Origin of the sequence: Arthrobacter roseus, from assembly GCF_016907875.1 — a bacterium.
Classification (GTDB): Bacteria; Actinomycetota; Actinomycetes; order Actinomycetales; family Micrococcaceae; genus Arthrobacter_J; species Arthrobacter_J roseus.
Genome location: NZ_JAFBCU010000001.1, coordinates 2,777,643 through 2,792,203, shown reverse-complemented (window position 1 = coordinate 2,792,203; position 14,561 = coordinate 2,777,643). Strand labels below are relative to the sequence as shown.

The 14,561-nt window shown below is 61.5% G+C and carries 15 protein-coding genes; 9 read left to right on the top strand and 6 right to left on the bottom strand.

Annotated features, from left to right (window positions below):
- Window positions 1-5: 5 nt before the first annotated feature.
- Window positions 6-1,274: a phenylacetate--CoA ligase PaaK gene (paaK, locus tag JOE65_RS13485; protein ID WP_205164210.1), complete on the bottom strand. Its 1,269-nt coding sequence runs from the start codon at window positions 1,272-1,274 to the stop codon at window positions 6-8.
- Window positions 1,275-1,342: 68 nt separating this feature from the next.
- The gene (gene paaI, locus JOE65_RS13480; protein ID WP_205163680.1) at window positions 1,343-1,789 is read right to left on the bottom strand and encodes a hydroxyphenylacetyl-CoA thioesterase PaaI; all 447 of its coding nucleotides are present in this window, start codon (window positions 1,787-1,789) and stop codon (window positions 1,343-1,345) included.
- Between the two features lie 176 nt (window positions 1,790-1,965).
- Between paaI and JOE65_RS13475 the strand changes: the two genes are divergently transcribed.
- Both JOE65_RS13475 and JOE65_RS13470 read left to right on the top strand, forming a co-directional pair.
- Window positions 1,966-2,142, top strand: a complete 177-nt coding sequence (locus tag JOE65_RS13475; RefSeq protein WP_205163679.1) for a DUF1059 domain-containing protein — start codon at window positions 1,966-1,968, stop codon at window positions 2,140-2,142.
- Window positions 2,142-3,290, top strand: coding sequence for an EAL domain-containing protein (locus JOE65_RS13470; RefSeq protein ID WP_205163678.1), 1,149 nt, complete (start codon window positions 2,142-2,144; stop codon window positions 3,288-3,290). The genes JOE65_RS13475 and JOE65_RS13470 overlap by 1 nt, the downstream gene beginning before the upstream one ends.
- Before the next feature lie 52 nt (window positions 3,291-3,342).
- On the opposite strand, the gene JOE65_RS13465 is transcribed toward JOE65_RS13470, so the two are convergent.
- Complete coding sequence (locus JOE65_RS13465) at window positions 3,343-5,505, bottom strand: S9 family peptidase (RefSeq protein ID WP_205163677.1); 2,163 nt, start codon at window positions 5,503-5,505, stop codon at window positions 3,343-3,345.
- 75 nt (window positions 5,506-5,580) lie between these two features.
- Between JOE65_RS13465 and JOE65_RS13460 the strand changes: the two genes are divergently transcribed.
- The 6 genes from JOE65_RS13460 (at window position 5,581) to JOE65_RS13435 (ending at window position 11,402) form a co-directional block, all read left to right on the top strand.
- A complete protein-coding gene (locus JOE65_RS13460; protein ID WP_205163676.1) occupies window positions 5,581-6,960 on the top strand; it encodes a serine hydrolase domain-containing protein in 1,380 nt (459 codons plus the stop codon).
- Window positions 6,961-7,041: 81 nt separating this feature from the next.
- Window positions 7,042-7,683 carry an ABC transporter permease subunit gene (locus JOE65_RS13455; protein WP_205163675.1) on the top strand — a complete coding sequence of 214 codons (642 nt, stop codon included), beginning with the start codon at window positions 7,042-7,044 and terminating at the stop codon, window positions 7,681-7,683.
- Complete coding sequence (locus JOE65_RS13450; protein WP_338021648.1) at window positions 7,676-8,920, top strand: ATP-binding cassette domain-containing protein; 1,245 nt, start codon at window positions 7,676-7,678, stop codon at window positions 8,918-8,920. The genes JOE65_RS13455 and JOE65_RS13450 overlap by 8 nt, the downstream gene beginning before the upstream one ends.
- Window positions 8,913-9,701, top strand: coding sequence for an ABC transporter permease (locus JOE65_RS13445; RefSeq protein WP_205163674.1), 789 nt, complete (start codon window positions 8,913-8,915; stop codon window positions 9,699-9,701). Before JOE65_RS13450 ends, JOE65_RS13445 begins: the two co-directional genes overlap by 8 nt.
- A gap of 17 nt (window positions 9,702-9,718) precedes the next feature.
- Window positions 9,719-10,714: a glycine betaine ABC transporter substrate-binding protein gene (locus tag JOE65_RS13440; RefSeq protein ID WP_205163673.1), complete on the top strand. Its 996-nt coding sequence runs from the start codon at window positions 9,719-9,721 to the stop codon at window positions 10,712-10,714.
- Window positions 10,715-10,859: 145 nt separating this feature from the next.
- Window positions 10,860-11,402, top strand: coding sequence for a GNAT family N-acetyltransferase (locus JOE65_RS13435; protein WP_205163672.1), 543 nt, complete (start codon window positions 10,860-10,862; stop codon window positions 11,400-11,402).
- A gap of 166 nt (window positions 11,403-11,568) precedes the next feature.
- On the opposite strand, the gene JOE65_RS13430 is transcribed toward JOE65_RS13435, so the two are convergent.
- From JOE65_RS13430 to JOE65_RS13420, 3 genes are all read right to left on the bottom strand, one after another.
- The gene (locus tag JOE65_RS13430) at window positions 11,569-12,189 is read right to left on the bottom strand and encodes a maleylpyruvate isomerase family mycothiol-dependent enzyme (RefSeq protein ID WP_205163671.1); all 621 of its coding nucleotides are present in this window, start codon (window positions 12,187-12,189) and stop codon (window positions 11,569-11,571) included.
- A 187-nt stretch (window positions 12,190-12,376) separates the two neighbouring features.
- On the bottom strand, window positions 12,377-13,081 hold the full coding sequence (locus JOE65_RS13425) for a hypothetical protein (protein WP_205163670.1): 705 nt from the start codon (window positions 13,079-13,081) through the stop codon (window positions 12,377-12,379).
- The gene (locus JOE65_RS13420) at window positions 13,078-13,422 is read right to left on the bottom strand and encodes a PadR family transcriptional regulator (protein WP_338021647.1); all 345 of its coding nucleotides are present in this window, start codon (window positions 13,420-13,422) and stop codon (window positions 13,078-13,080) included. The genes JOE65_RS13425 and JOE65_RS13420 overlap by 4 nt, the downstream gene beginning before the upstream one ends.
- A 157-nt stretch (window positions 13,423-13,579) precedes the next feature.
- Between JOE65_RS13420 and paaA the strand changes: the two genes are divergently transcribed.
- Window positions 13,580-14,560 (top strand): 1,2-phenylacetyl-CoA epoxidase subunit PaaA, encoded by a 981-nt coding sequence (gene paaA, locus JOE65_RS13415; protein WP_205163669.1) that lies wholly within the window; start codon window positions 13,580-13,582, stop codon window positions 14,558-14,560.
- The last annotated feature ends 1 nt before the right edge of the window (window position 14,561 follow it).

Here is a 14,561-nt window from a genome sequence, read left to right as displayed (position 1 = left end):
TCCGTCTATACCGCCGGCTTGTCCCGGAGGTCGTAGATCCGCTTCAGCTTTCCGTTGGAGCGCTCCAGGGTTCCGGGTTCGACGACGTCGATCCGGCAGGTGGATCCGATGTGGATCTTGATGAGCCTGGCCAACTCAACCCCTGCGGAAGCCACGTCGTCGGATGTGGCCTCTTCACGACGCTCAATGCGCACGGCTAGCTCGTCCATGCGCTTTGGGCGGGTCAGCTCCAGCTGAAAATGCGGACTTAGTCCTGGAACGCGGAGGGCGATTTCCTCGATTTGGGTGGGGAACAGATTGACGCCGCGCAGGATGATCATGTCATCGCTGCGTCCACTGATACGGCCCATACGGCGCATGCTCGGACGGGTTGTGCCCGGCAGTAGCCGCGTCAGATCGCGTGTGCGGTACCGGATAATCGGCATCGCCTCTTTGGTCAGGGATGTGAACACCAACTCGCCGTGTTGGCCATCGGGCAAAACGGCGTCGGTGATGGGGTCGATGATCTCCGGGCGGAAGTGGTCCTCCCAGATGGTGCAGCCATCTTTGGAGTCAACGCATTCACCGGCAACGCCTGGGCCCATGACTTCGGAGAGACCGTAGATGTCGCAGGCGTCGATATCCATACCGACCTCAAGCTCGTGGCGCATCTCCTCGGTCCATGGCTCGGCGCCGAGCACGGCCACTTTAATGGAGGTGGCGCGCGGGTCCATTCCTGCCTGCACCATGGCATCCATGATGGTCAGCAGATAGGTGGGCGTGCAGAGAATCGCGTCCGGCTCGAAGTCCTGGATCAGCTGGAGCTGCCTCTGGGTCTGACCGCCGGACATGGGAATGACGGTGCAGCCGAGCTTCTCAGCGGCAGAATGAGCTCCGAGGCCACCGGTGAACAGACCGTAACCGTAGGCGTTGTGCACTTTCCAGCCCGGCTTCACACCGGAAGCACGTAGCGAGCGGGCCCCCATGGTTGCCCAGTTCTCAAGGTCGCCCTTGGTATAGCCGACGACGGTGGGCCTGCCGGTGGTGCCAGATGACGCGTGGATTCGGGCCACTTCGTGCTGCGGCACGGCAAACATCCCAAACGGGTAGGTCTGCCGTAGGTCTTCCTTGGTGGTGTACGGGAACTTCTGGAGGTCCTCGAGGCTCTTGAGATCACTGGGCTTGACGCCGGCGTCGTCGAACTTTTTCGTGTACATGGGCACGCGATCGTAGGCGTACTGCACACTGTGCTGAAGTCGCTGTAACTGAAGGGCTTCCAGCTCGTCCCGGCTCATGGTTTCTTCGAAATCGAGCGGATTGTCGAGTTCTACGCGTGTGTTCTGTGTCAACGGAAAAGCCTCTTTTACTTTTTGGGGATGGTGCGGCTGCGGCCACGGAATTCGGCAATGACGGTGTCGTCGGCCGTGATCTGGATGTCATAGATTCCGCTGCGGCCCTGTTGCTGTCGCCGGGTGGCGGCGGCGGTGAGCAGTTGGCCGGGACGAGCGGGGGAGAGGAAATTGATGTCGACGCCCGAAGCTACCGTGATGGTGTCGGCTGAGCCCTCGGCCGGGTTGCATGCCAGGGCGAAGGCGCTGTCCGCGAAGGCAAAGATCATGCCGCCATGGGCGATCCCGAATCCGTTGAGCATTTCCTGACGGAGCGTCATGCAAATAGTGGCGGTGCCATCACCCAGAGCGACGACGTCGATACCCATCCACTCGGAGGCGTGGTCGTCCTTGAGAATTGCGTGATCGAGTCCTGTGACCCTCGACTGTTGAACGCCGTTATCGACGCTGATGTTCGTCATGTGATGCCTCTCACGCGTGTTACCGAATGTTCATTAGGTAATACCCCCAGTGGGTGCTCTGTCAACTCGGAACCCGTACTTCACCTGACGCTTTCGACCTCGCTGCCGATAGATACCACGAAGTAGTCAGTTGGTGCCCCAAAACCGGTGCCATCCAACAGCACAAGGAGAATCAGATGAAATCGTTTGCCTGCGGCGATGTGGTGCCGGGTTGCGAAGCCCGTTGGGTATGCAGCACAGAAGATGAAGTTCTAGCAGCGGTCTCCGCTCACGCGACGTCAGTTCACGGATACACGGAGGTTCCAGATCATCTGTTTCAGTCTGTCCGTGGTGCCATTGTTTCTGTGAACTGATGCCTTCGGTAGGCGGCGGCGAGTCTGCGTTGGAGCACACCGCGGACGAGTGGGACGCGCAACTTGCATGCGCCTGCCGCGGTGACGGACTGGAAGCGGCGTACCAACCGATTGTGAGCACCGCCCAAGGAACCGTCGTGGGCTACGAGGCGCTGGCCCGTTTCCCTGGCTACTCCGAGAAGAATCCCGAGGCGTGGTTTGCCGCTGCCCGGACGCGTGGAAAGTCTGCCCAGCTGGAATCTATGGCTCTGCGGACTGCGCTGAAGGGCAGGGACTCGCTGCCGACAAATTGCTTCCTCACCCTCAACGTTTCTCCGGAACTTCTTTTCTCTCAGGACGTTCGCTCCGTCTGGAGCGAGGAAGGCGATCTGAGCGGCCTCGTCATTGAACTCACCGAGCAGTCGCCCATCGATTCCTACCTGAAACTGGAACCGGACCTCAACCAACTCCGCGCCGCCGGTGCACTCATAGCCATCGACGACGCCGGCGCGGGCTACGCGGGCTTGCGGCACCTGCTCTCGCTGCGCCCGTCCATGATCAAGGTGGACAGGGATCTGATTCAGGATGTGGACCGTGACGAAACCAAACGTGCGCTGATTGAGATGCTCGGCACCTTTGCCAGCCGTGTTGATGCCTGGATTCTGGCCGAGGGAGTAGAACGTGAAGGCGAGCTCGATGCTCTGGTCGCCCTCGGCGTTCCGCTGGTTCAGGGATACTATCTGGCGCGGCCCGGACCGCCGTGGGCGTCCATCGATGTTGGTCTCGCGCATAGGTTGGCCTCGCGTCAACCGGTGATTGATGGTGTCACCGTTCGTGCCCTACTGGAAAACGCGACGACGGCAACAAGCGTGGAGCATGCGGCGTCGTGCTTCACTGACGATCCCAAGCTGTCGCTGGTTGTCCTGCTCCAGAACCACCAGCGGCCCGTGGCTGTCCTTGATGAAAACGCTGCACGCTTCGGTGTCTTGAGTCAGGGCATGCGGGTGAACGTGGATACGTCCATCAGCGAAGCCCTGGCCCGCTCCATGACGCGGGACGAACCGCACAGGTTCGAGCCCCTGCTCGTGACCGATAATGCCGGGCGCTTTGTGGGGATAGCCCGGATGGAGCGGCTGATCATCGCACTCTCCGCATCCACTCTGCAGTAGGTGCGGTTCTCACATGCTGAGAAGAGCATCTACTGCAGAGTGGATGCGGGGATTAGCGTGCGTTCAGGGCGTCCGCAATGAACGCGTAGTCCCAGGCCACGTCTTTCCACTTCTCGTAGCGGCCTGATGCACCGCCGTGTCCGCCGTCCATCTCAGTCTTGAGGACAATCGGCTCTGAGCCGGTGGTGATTTCGCGCAGCCGGGCTACCCACTTGGCCGGTTCCACGTAGAAGACGCGGGTGTCGTTGAAACTCGTGACCGCCGCGATGCGCGGGTAGTTCACGGCCTGAATGTTCTCGTAGGGCGTGTACTCCTTCATGTACTGGTAGACCTCAGAGTCCGCGATCGGGTTGCCCCACTCCTCCCATTCCAGAGCTGACAATGGCAGGTCCGGATCAAGAATGGTGGTCAGCGCATCGACAAACGGCACCTGCGCCACAATGGCCTGGTACTTTTCCGGAGCCAGATTGACGACGGCGCCCATCAGTAGACCGCCAGCCGAGCCACCCATCGCCGCGATACGGTCCGGGGAAACCCAGCCGGAGTCCGCCAGCCACGTGGTTGCATCCACGAAGTCCGTGAAGGTGTTCTTCTTGTTGAGCTTCTTCCCTGCGTCGTACCAGCTACGGCCCATCTCGCCGCCGCCACGAATATGTGCAATGACAAAGACAAAGCCACGGTCCAACAGCGACAACCGGGGAATGCCGAACGCAGGGTCCATGGAGATTTCATAGCTGCCGTACCCGTACACCAGGCCGGGGTTTGAGCCGTCCTGGGCAAGGTCCGCGCGGCGAAGAACGGATAGCGGAATTTTGGTGCCGTCCGCCGCCGTGGCCCACTGCCGTTCAGCTACATAGTCCTCGGGCCGATAGCCGCCACGAACCTCCGTTTCCTTGCGCAACGCGAGTTCGCCCGTGGCCAGAACGTAGTCGTAGACCCGCGGCGGCGTGAAGAAAGACGTGTAGCTGAGTCTGATCACGGGGGAATCGAACTCGGCATCCGCCAGGTTCGCGGTGTACAGGTCTTCCTCGAAATCGGGTTCCGCAGGCAGCGACTGAGTGTCCGTACCGAGGCCCTCAAGGGGCAGCACCTGCACGCGCTCCAGGGTGTCCCGCCGGACCGAAACCGCAACATGGGTTGAGGTGACGGCCGTGCCGTTGACCTTCACGGCGTCGTCGTGCGCCATCACAGTGCGCCAGACCTGCTCAGCGAGAGGCTTACCGAACTCGGACTCATCCACGATGGAAACCATGGAGTTCATGGCATCCCGGTTATGGGTAAGAACGTAGTGGCGCCTGCCGTCGATGGTCAGCGGGTCCGCTTCATAGAGCACGCGCTCGTCGCGGGAGAGAAGGGTCAGCAGTACCGCGTTTGGATCCGTCAGGTCCAGAACGCGACACTCGCTGTATTCGGAGCAACCGATGACGATCACCAGCTGCTGACGGTCGGCGGAGAGCTCGAAACCCGTCCACATGGCGACGTCGTCCTCCTGATAAACCACCACGTCCTCGCTGACGTCCGTCCCCAGCACATGGGACCGGACCTGATAGGGACGCCAGGCATCATCTACCACCGTATAGAAAATGCACCGGCCATCCGGTGAAAAGGCGACGCCGTAGAAGACACCTTCAACGGTGTCCTCCAGGAGATCCCCGGTCTGCAGATTCTTGAAGCGCAGCGTGAACCGTTCATCACCAGAATTGTCCTGCGCATACGCGAGGAGGTTCCCGTCTTCCGTAACAGCAAGCCCGCCCAGGGAGAAGAACGGCTTACCCTCGGCCTCCAGGTTTCCGTCGAGGAGGATCTGCTCGCCGGGCACCGACTTTCCGGGTTCGATGACCGGCGGGGTCCAGTCCGTGGCAGCGTCTCCTGTGCCCAGCGCCGCGACCCGGCAGTTGATGCCGTACTGCTTGCCCTCTTCGGTGCGCCCGTAATACCACCAGCCCTTTTTGCGGCTCGGTACGGATAGATCGGTCTCCTGGGTGCGGTCCTTGATCTCGGTGAAGATCTGCTTCCGCAGCTCCTCCTGATCAGCCGTCACCGCATCCGTGTAGTCGTTCTCAGCCTTGAGGTACTGGACAACCTCTGCGCTTTCCTTGTTACGAAGCCACTCATAATCATCAACCACAGTGTCTCCGTGGCGGGTCCGCTCCAGGGGTTCTTTCCGGGCGGGTGGTGGAATCTGGGCAGCAGAGGGCAGTGTGGTGGAAGTCATGCCCCCAATATATAGAGTGGCTATGACAGTTTGATATCCCGCAGCTGAAATAACGCCAAGAGTGAAAGTGGATTCATGGAAACCGCAGCGATCTGGAGTGAAGTTCTCGACTATGCACCGAAACTGCTGGAGTTCCAGCGGCAGCACCAACGGATGCCCGGTTTTCAGGTGGCGGTGGCCGTAGACGGGAAGCTCCTCGGGTCCTTCAGCGGAGGCTTTGCCGACGTCGCCGCTGGAACGCTGATGACGGAAGACACCCTCTTCCGGGTGGCCTCACACTCGAAAACGTTCACCGGGACCGCCATCATGCAGCTGGTGGAGCAGGGCAAGGTGCGCCTGGATGACCCGGTCGAGCAGCACGTTCCCGAACTCAAAGGGACCGAAATGGCGGGCGTCACGGTAGCTGAACTTCTCTCCCACTCATCAGGAATCACGCGCGACGGCGACGACTCAGACTTCTGGATCCTCTCGCGAAAGTTCCCCTCCAGGGACGAATTGATCGAGATGGCCAAGACCGGCAAGCGTAATGAGCCCGGCGCGCACCTGAAATACTCCAACGTTGGCTACTCACTGCTGGGTCTGGTCATCGAAGAGGCTTCCGGCCAGGACTACGCAGCGTATGTCACCGAAAACATTGTGAACCGCCTCGGGCTGCGCAACACCGGACCCGAGCTGGACCCCGCTCGGGAACCCGAACTCGCACGGGGATACTCGGCGCTGACGTACGCACCTGAGCGCAGCACCATCGATCACATAGACACCCACTCGATGGCGGCCGCTACCGGCTTCTACTCGACTGCCGCGGACCTGGTCACCTACTTCTCCGCCCATCTCCCCGGCGACGACACCCTGCTGACAGACCGCTCCAAACGCCGCATGCAGCACCCGGTCTGGGCCGCGTCCGGCGCAAACCACGGTTACGGCCTGGGCCTCATGCTCGCCGAAGTGCAGGGCAAGCAGGTCTTTGGCCACGGCGGCGGATACCCCGGACACATCACGCGCACCTGGGTTGATCCGGAATCCCGAGTCTGCGTCAGCGTGCTCACCAATTCCCTGGACGGCCCCGCCAACACCTGGGTGAACGAGCTTTTCGCGCTCGCCAGCATCATAGCCAAGGAGCCGACGTCGGCCGTTCCCGAAGGCACGGACCTCAGCCGCTTCACCGGCCGGTTCGCCTCCCTCTGGGGTCTGGGCGACGTCGTCGAACTGGGCGGGAAACTGGTGGAAGTTTCGCCGGCAGCCATGGGGATCGACGTCGACGGCCTGACCGAGCTGGAATACGTGGACGAGTCCACGCTGCGCTCGCTGGAGCCCACAGGTTTCGGCGGCCGCGGGGAGACCATGCACTACGAGTTCGACGACGACGGCGCGTCCGCCATCCGCGGTCCCGGCGGGATGCTGCAGCGCCGCCATGCGGATTTCCAGATTGAGGAGCGGGTCAGTATCCCAGTGTAGGGTGCAGTAACGGGGTAAATGTTAGGCTGGCGAGGGCTTTGGTGCCCGCGGAAACGTAACCGAGGTGAAGAGGGTCAATAGGTGTTGGATTTCTTTGGTGACAGGTTTCAACAGATCCTGTTCTCCAGCTGGCAGCATTTCAGCCTGGTTGTCCAATGTCTCCTTCTCGCTACCGTCATCGCCGTCGGGCTCGCGGCCCTGGTCTACCGCAGCGGCGCGCTGACGTCGCTGGCCAACAGCGTCTCCGCCATTGGACTGACCATCCCTTCCTTCGCGTTGATCGGTCTGCTGATAGCGCCGTTCGGCTTCGGCGTGACGCCAGCCGTCATTGTGGTGACGTTCTTCGCGGCCCTGCCGATTCTGCGCAATGCCGTGGTGGGACTTACTGGCATTGACGCTTCCGTGGTGGAATCCGCCCGCGGTATCGGCATGAGCCGGTTCCGAACGCTCCTTCGAGTGGAGCTGCCCATGGCGTGGCCGGTGATTCTCGCCGGAATTCGGGTCTCTGCGCAGATGGTCATGGGTATCGCGGCCATTACGGCGTACGCGCTCGGTCCGGGACTCGGCGGCTTGATATTCTCCGGCCTTTCGCGGCTCGGCGGCGCCAACTCGCTTGAATCAGTAGCGACCGGCGTCATCACCGTCATTGTTCTGGCCCTCTTCCTTGATCTCCTGCTCATTGGCCTTGGCCGCATCACAACCTCGCGAGGTATCCGTGTCTGAATCCCCTGTAACCAATAACGTGACGATCACGGGTGCCAGCATCTTGTTGGACAAGGTCACCAAGCATTACCCCGGACAGGCGAAGGCGGCGGTGGACGGCCTCACCCTGGAGATCCCCGCCGGTAAAATCGTTATGTTGGTTGGCCCCTCGGGCTGCGGAAAGACCACCACGCTGAAGATGATCAACCGTCTCATCGAGCCCACCGAGGGGCGCATTGTGCTCGACGACGACGACGTCACCGATATGAACGGTGATGCCCTCCGGCGTCGTATCGGCTACGTCATTCAAGCTGGCGGGCTTTTTCCTCATATGACCGTCGCGACGAACATCGGCATCGTTCCGAAGATGCTCGGCTGGAGCAAAGAGAAGGTCGCGGCCCGCGTAGATGAATTGCTGGAGCTGGTTTCGCTTGACCCGGGTACCTACCGCGATAGGTACCCGAAGGAACTTTCGGGCGGCCAGCAGCAGCGTGTGGGAGTCGCTCGGGCGCTTGCTGCTGATCCTCCGGTGCTGCTCATGGACGAGCCGTTTGGCGCCGTCGATCCCATCACCCGGCAGCGACTCCAGGATGAGCTGCTCAACATCCAGGACGAGCTGCAGAAGACCATAGTCTGCGTTACCCACGATTTCGATGAGGCCGTGAAGCTGGGCGACTGGATCGCTATTTTCTCTGACGGTGCGCAGCTGGTGCAGTATGACACCCCTGAACGTATCCTCGCGAACCCCGCGAATGATTTTGTGGAGAGCTTCATTGGCGCAGGCGCAGGGCTGAAACAGCTCACGCTGACGCGGGTCAACGAGGTGGACCTGAGTGATGCCGTCATAGCCAATCCCGGTGACCTGGGCAGCGATGTCTTGTCGCGGCTCGATGGCGCAAGGCATGACCACGCGGTGATCGTGAATTCCCGGAACAGGCCGATTCAGTGGCTCACCAGACGGCAACTGTCCCGGCTGGAGCGAGTGAGCGACGACGTCGATGTCCGGCTGCCGTTGGTGGGGGACCGGGCCACACTGAACGATGCGCTGGATACCATGCTGGTGTCCAGCACGGGTGCTGCGCTGGTGACGGGCCGGCATGATGCGTTTATCGGAGTTATTGATGTCGAGACCGTCATGGATGCGATCACCCGGGCGCAGCAGCATGCGACGACGGCGCATTCCGACGGGAAGCCGGTGGGTGTGAACACGGCGACGCTGCAGGCGGTCGAAGCCGCGGAAGAGGGTGTGCATGAGTAACGCCACGGCCACAGACACTCCTTCGACGGATACGCCTTCTCGGGCGACCGGCGTCGCCGGTCCATCGTGGCGTCCACTGATTTTTCAGCTGGGGGGGATCCTTGCTGCCTTCGCGGTCCTGGTGATCTGGCTGCTCAACGCTGACCTCTCCGACGTTGAATTGACAACGCTGAGCCCCGGCGCGCTGTGGGGTTACACAGTGGAGCACCTTGCCCTGACGGGGCTATCGGCCGTCATCGTTCTGTTGGTCGCTATTCCGCTAGGAATTTTGTTGACTCGCGGACCGCTGCGAAAATTCACCGGCCCTGTACTGGCTCTGGCCAATGTAGGCCAGGCCGCTCCGGCGATCGGGCTGGTAGTGCTGCTGGCATTCTGGGTGGGATTCGGATTTCCCGCGGCCGTGACGTCACTGGTTCTCTATGCGGTGCTGCCGGTACTGCGCAACACCATGGTGGGCATCAGCCAGGTGGATGCCCGGCTGGTAGAGGCCGGACGCGGGATGGGCATGAGCGCGGCTGCCGTGCTGTTCAGGGTGGAACTGCCACTTGCCGTTCCAGTGATGCTGGCCGGAGTCCGCACGGCTCTGGTGCTGTTGGTGGGAACGGCGGCCCTCGCCACGTTCATCAACGGGGGTGGATTAGGCATTCTCATCATCACCGGCGTCAACCTGAGTTTGGTTAACGTGTTGGTTGCCGGTTCGATCCTGGTGGCGTTGCTGGCACTGCTGGTTGACTGGATTGGGCGTGTGGTGGAGCACCTAGCGCGGCCGAAGGGACTCTGAATGCGAGGAGCAACAGGATGAAAACGTTAACCAGCCGGGTCCGCCGAACCGCGGTCGCCGCCGTCGTACTATCGGCCAGCCTGCTCGCTACTGGTTGTGGCCTGCAACCGGCAACTTCCTTTGTACCCCAGGCTGGACCGGGGTCGATCCCCGTCATCGCCGACGGTGCCCCATTGACCGTGACGTCGAAGAACTACACGGAACAACTGATCCTGGGTAAGATTTCTGCGCTGGCTGCTCAGGCCGCCGGTTTCGATGTCACCGATTTGTCCAACGTGCCAGGAAGCCAACCGGTGCGTGAACTGATGCTTGCGGGTCAGGCCGACGTCACCTGGGAATACACCGGCACGGCGTGGCTGACCTACCTGGGGAAGACAGTAGGAATCCCCGATCCACAGAAGCAGTATGAGGCTGTATACGAAGCGGATTTGAAGAGAGGACTCACCTGGGGTGAGCCCGCGCCGTTGAACAATACCTATGCGCTGGCGGCCCGCAGTGAGGCCGTCGCCAAGCTCGGTGGCATCAGCACTATCTCCGAGATCGCGGAACTGCCAGTGGCGGAACGGACGTTCTGCGTGGAGCCTGAGTTCAACTCCCGCCCCGACGGTCTGAACCCCATGCTTGCTCACTACGGCATGGAGCGGGGGAGCCCCACGGGTGTGCCGGATTCGAACATTGGCATCTATGACACTGGCGCGGTTTATGCCGCCACCGCAAGTGGGGCCTGCAACTTCGGCGAGGTCTTCGCCACTGATGGGCGGATCAAGGCGCTTGATCTGACTGTGCTCGAAGATGATAAAGAGTTCTTCCCCGCCTACAACGCGGCTCCTGTGTTCTACACGGAGACGTTGGAAGAGCATCCGCGTTTGGATGACGTGTTCGCGATGATATCTCCGACCCTGACCAATGACGTCCTCCAGCAATTGAATCTGCAGGTGGATGTGGAGGGCAGGGAACCGGCCGACGTCGCCTTTGACTTCATGGTGGAACAGGGGTTCATTTCGGAGCCGTAGCTTTTGTTGCCGCTGTCCCCAATCCAGCAGGTTTCATCGGCCGCTACGGCGTGTCGACCGCAACACGCCGTCCATTACCGGGTTCGCAGTGGCAAAGCTGCTGGATCCGGCACGGCCTGCTGTCGCGCCCTATAAGGAGTTCCGTATGGCAATGTCTACGAACCGGCTTGTTCGCGACAGGCCTGTCGCGAGCGATGCGGACGGCGTCTATGCTATCTGCTGCGATGCACGGGTCTGGGGCCATTTTCCGAGCCTTCGTCATACCAACATCGAGCAGTCTCATGCCCAGCTGGAGCGCTGGGTGGCCGCGTGGGAACGTGACGGGCTGGGGACGTGGATCGTGCGGAAACCCGGAAACGTCCGGATCATCGGCTACAGCGGTGCCTCGGTGACACGGGATACGTTCTGGAACATCGGCTATCGATTCGCCCCTGATCTGCACGGTAGAGGGTACGCAACGGAAGTTTCACTCGAAGCCATGCGGCAGGTGAAAGGGCTCCGGCCGCACCTGCCAGTGGTCGCATACTTGCTGGAGCACAACGTGGCGTCCGCCCGGGTCGCGGAGAAAATCGGCCTGACGCTCATTCACCGTGGTCCCGACGTCGGAAACCCCGACCCGAGCGCCGTGCGGCTCGTCTACGCAGACCGGCCGCTCACTGCTGCGGAACTCACGGAGACCATCCGGTAGCTCCTTGCCCGCCGAGACCACGTCGCACATCCTGTTGCAGACCTCGCACATCCTGCCTCAGAAACGTGGCGGAGGCGCAGATGCGTGGTTCCGCAACAACGTTTCTGCACCTCCGCCACGTTTCTGCGGGGAGCGCGCGGGGCACGCTTAGCGTCGACGGGGCAGATCAGGGTCCGGCAATCAATGGCACACCGGGCCCGGAAAGGTCCGCCAGTGCTGAGTCACGTCCCGAGAGCGCGAGTAGGAGCGAGATGGCGGACCCTTCGACAATGGGCCCGCTGCCCAGGGAGAAGTCGGTATCCGTCGCACTTAGCCTGACGTTCGATGCGCGAGCTTTGCCGCCGCCCATGGCCTCACTGGTTCGAGCTTGGGAAATAATGGCGCGACCAACGGCGTCGTGCGGATAGACCCGAGCAATCCCGAGAGGGCGGCGGATGTCTTCGCCATGGACGAATTCCTCAACGAGGCGCGTTTCTTTGGGGGCGGGCGGCGATGATCGGCGAGCCTGGACGGCTCGAAATTCTGCAAGAGTGTCGGCTGGATCGGCTCTGCGCTCGTCGGCTACTTCCTTGGCGTTGGCTTTATCGAAGTCGAACCCAGCGGCGACGAAGTGCTTGATGAACTGCCAGGGAGTGGTTTTCGCCGACGCAACGAGGTGCGCAAGGACGTCGTGTATGTCCCACTCTGCGCACAGCGACTGCGTTGCCCACTCTTCTACCGTCAAATTCTCGAGATCGTTCGCAAGCGCTCGCCGCTCGGCATGGACGATCAGCCAGATGTCATTCATTTCCCGCGCGCCTTTCTAAAGGGGTCTACATGGCCATCTTCACCTCATTGTGACGGTAGTCAGCTGGATTGTCGCGCAGGAGCCCGTCCCCAATCCAGCAACTTTCACCGCCTGCTACGGCGTGTAGGCATCGACACGCCGCACATTACCGGGTTCAGAGTGGCAAACCTGCTGGATTCGGCACAGCCTAGCGGGTGATCAGCCACTTCAGCAGCAGATAGAGTACAACGCCGATTGGGAAACCCCAGCTGATGAGTCCATATTGCACCCGGTCGCGCCGGCGCTGCGGCCCCTCCTCTCGCCTGGGGTCAATGAGTCCGTCCTCAGCGCTGCGGTCAAAGAACTGTCCATACAGGGGAGGGACCAGCATCAACGCCAGGCCCGCAATGGCCAACGGAAGGGCCGGTACGGTCCAAAGCACAGTGTCATGAAGCACAACGGCGAGGAGGACCAGTGCGGAAAATGCCACACCGCCGGTGAGGCTCGCCTTCCAGAACGACGTTCGCATCAGCCAATCGAGGCGTGCCATGACCAAGATGAACAGCAGAAGGAATCCCGCTAGGAGCACCACGGCGGAGAGCAGAACCGGAATGGCTTCCCCGTCGAGAGCACGCGGCCCCGCGCTGAGGACCAGGGAAATGCCGGTAATGCTCATGAGCCCGAATCCCGCAAGGCGCAACGCCTCACGCGGACGCAGATGACGGGCGGGCAAGTCCAGACTCCGAGCGTATTCCCGAGCATCCCCGAAGGCCGATTGAGCATCTTCCCCGGAATCGGAACAGTGCTCTTCCACGGTGGCGACGGCGTCGCCGATGGCTACACCGGGGACGTCGCGGAGACGCAATTCCAGGGTGAAACTATCGAGCCACTTGGTGCTGTTTGTGGTGTTCATCGCTGGATTCCTTTGCGTGAGAGATGCTGCTGTACGTGGGTGGTGAAGTCTTGCCAGCGTGCGGACTGCGCCGTGAGTTCGGTGCGGCCGGCTTCGGTGAGGGTGAAGTATTTGCGGCCTGGGCCGCCGTCGCCTTTGCGCCATTCTGTGGTCACCAGTCCGGCGGTCTCCAGCCGGGTCAGTAGGGGGTAAAGAGTGCCGCCTTTGACGTCGCCGAATCCGGCGCGCTCTAGGTCGGTGGCGATGGCGTATCCGTAGGTGGGGCCGCCGTCGAGTGTCTTCAGGACGCAGACAGTAAGGGCTGCCCGCATCCAGTCGCCGGGCCAATTGTCAGAGTTCACCTCTAGATAGTCTCACTAACTAGCCAGGCTGTCTAGTTATTGGTGTCACCGTCTTGACGCACATCACAGGTCGCCTATATCCTGAACGAACGGTCAGTAATTCGGACTGGACCGCGCCGTCACGGCGGAAGAGACCATTACCAGTGAGGTGACCATCATGGCTTCCCAGAATGAGGGCCTGCACGCCGTACTCTCCGAAGAGGAGCAGGCAGGGCAGACCTACTTTGACAAGATCATCGCGGAAGATTCGCGCATCGAGCCGCGTGACTGGATGCCCGAGTCCTACCGGAAGACCTTGGTGCGTCAGATCGGCCAGCATGCGCACTCCGAGATCATCGGGATGCAGCCGGAGGCCAACTGGATCACCCGCGCCCCCAGCCTGAAGCGCAAGGCCATTCTGATGGCAAAGGTTCAGGATGAGGCTGGCCACGGGCTGTACCTGTACTCGGCCGCGGAAACTCTTGGAACGCCGCGGGACAAGATGACCGAAGATCTCATCAGCGGCAAGGCGCGCTACTCCAGTATCTTCAACTACCCGGCGGTTACCTGGGCGGACATGGGCGCTATCGGCTGGATGGTCGACGGCGCAGCCATCTGCAACCAGGTGCCACTATGCCGCGCATCCTATGGCCCGTACGGCCGCGCGATGGTGCGCGTCTGCAAGGAAGAGTCCTTCCACCAGCGCCAGGGTTTTGAAATCCTGCTGGAGCTGGCCAACGGCACGCCGGAACAGCGTGCCATGGCGCAGGACGCCGTCAACCGCTGGTATGCCCCGAGCCTGATGATGTTCGGCCCGCCGGATGAGGATTCGCCCAACTCCAAGCAGTCCATGGCGTGGAACATCAAGCGCTTCTCCAACGATGAGTTGCGCTCTCGTTTCGTGGGCATGCTCGTGGAGCAGGTCAAGGTACTTGGTCTCGAGCTGCCGGATGACCAGATCAGCTTCAACGAAGACACCAAGCAGTGGGAGCACTCGCCGCTGGATTGGGACGAGTTCAAGGATGTGCTCAAGGGCCGTGGTCCCTGCAACGCGCAGCGGATGGAACGCCGTCGTTCAGCCCACGAAGAGGGTGCCTGGGTCCGCGAGGCCGCGGCGGCGTACGCCGACAAGCAGGCACAAAAAGCAGAGGTTGCGTAGT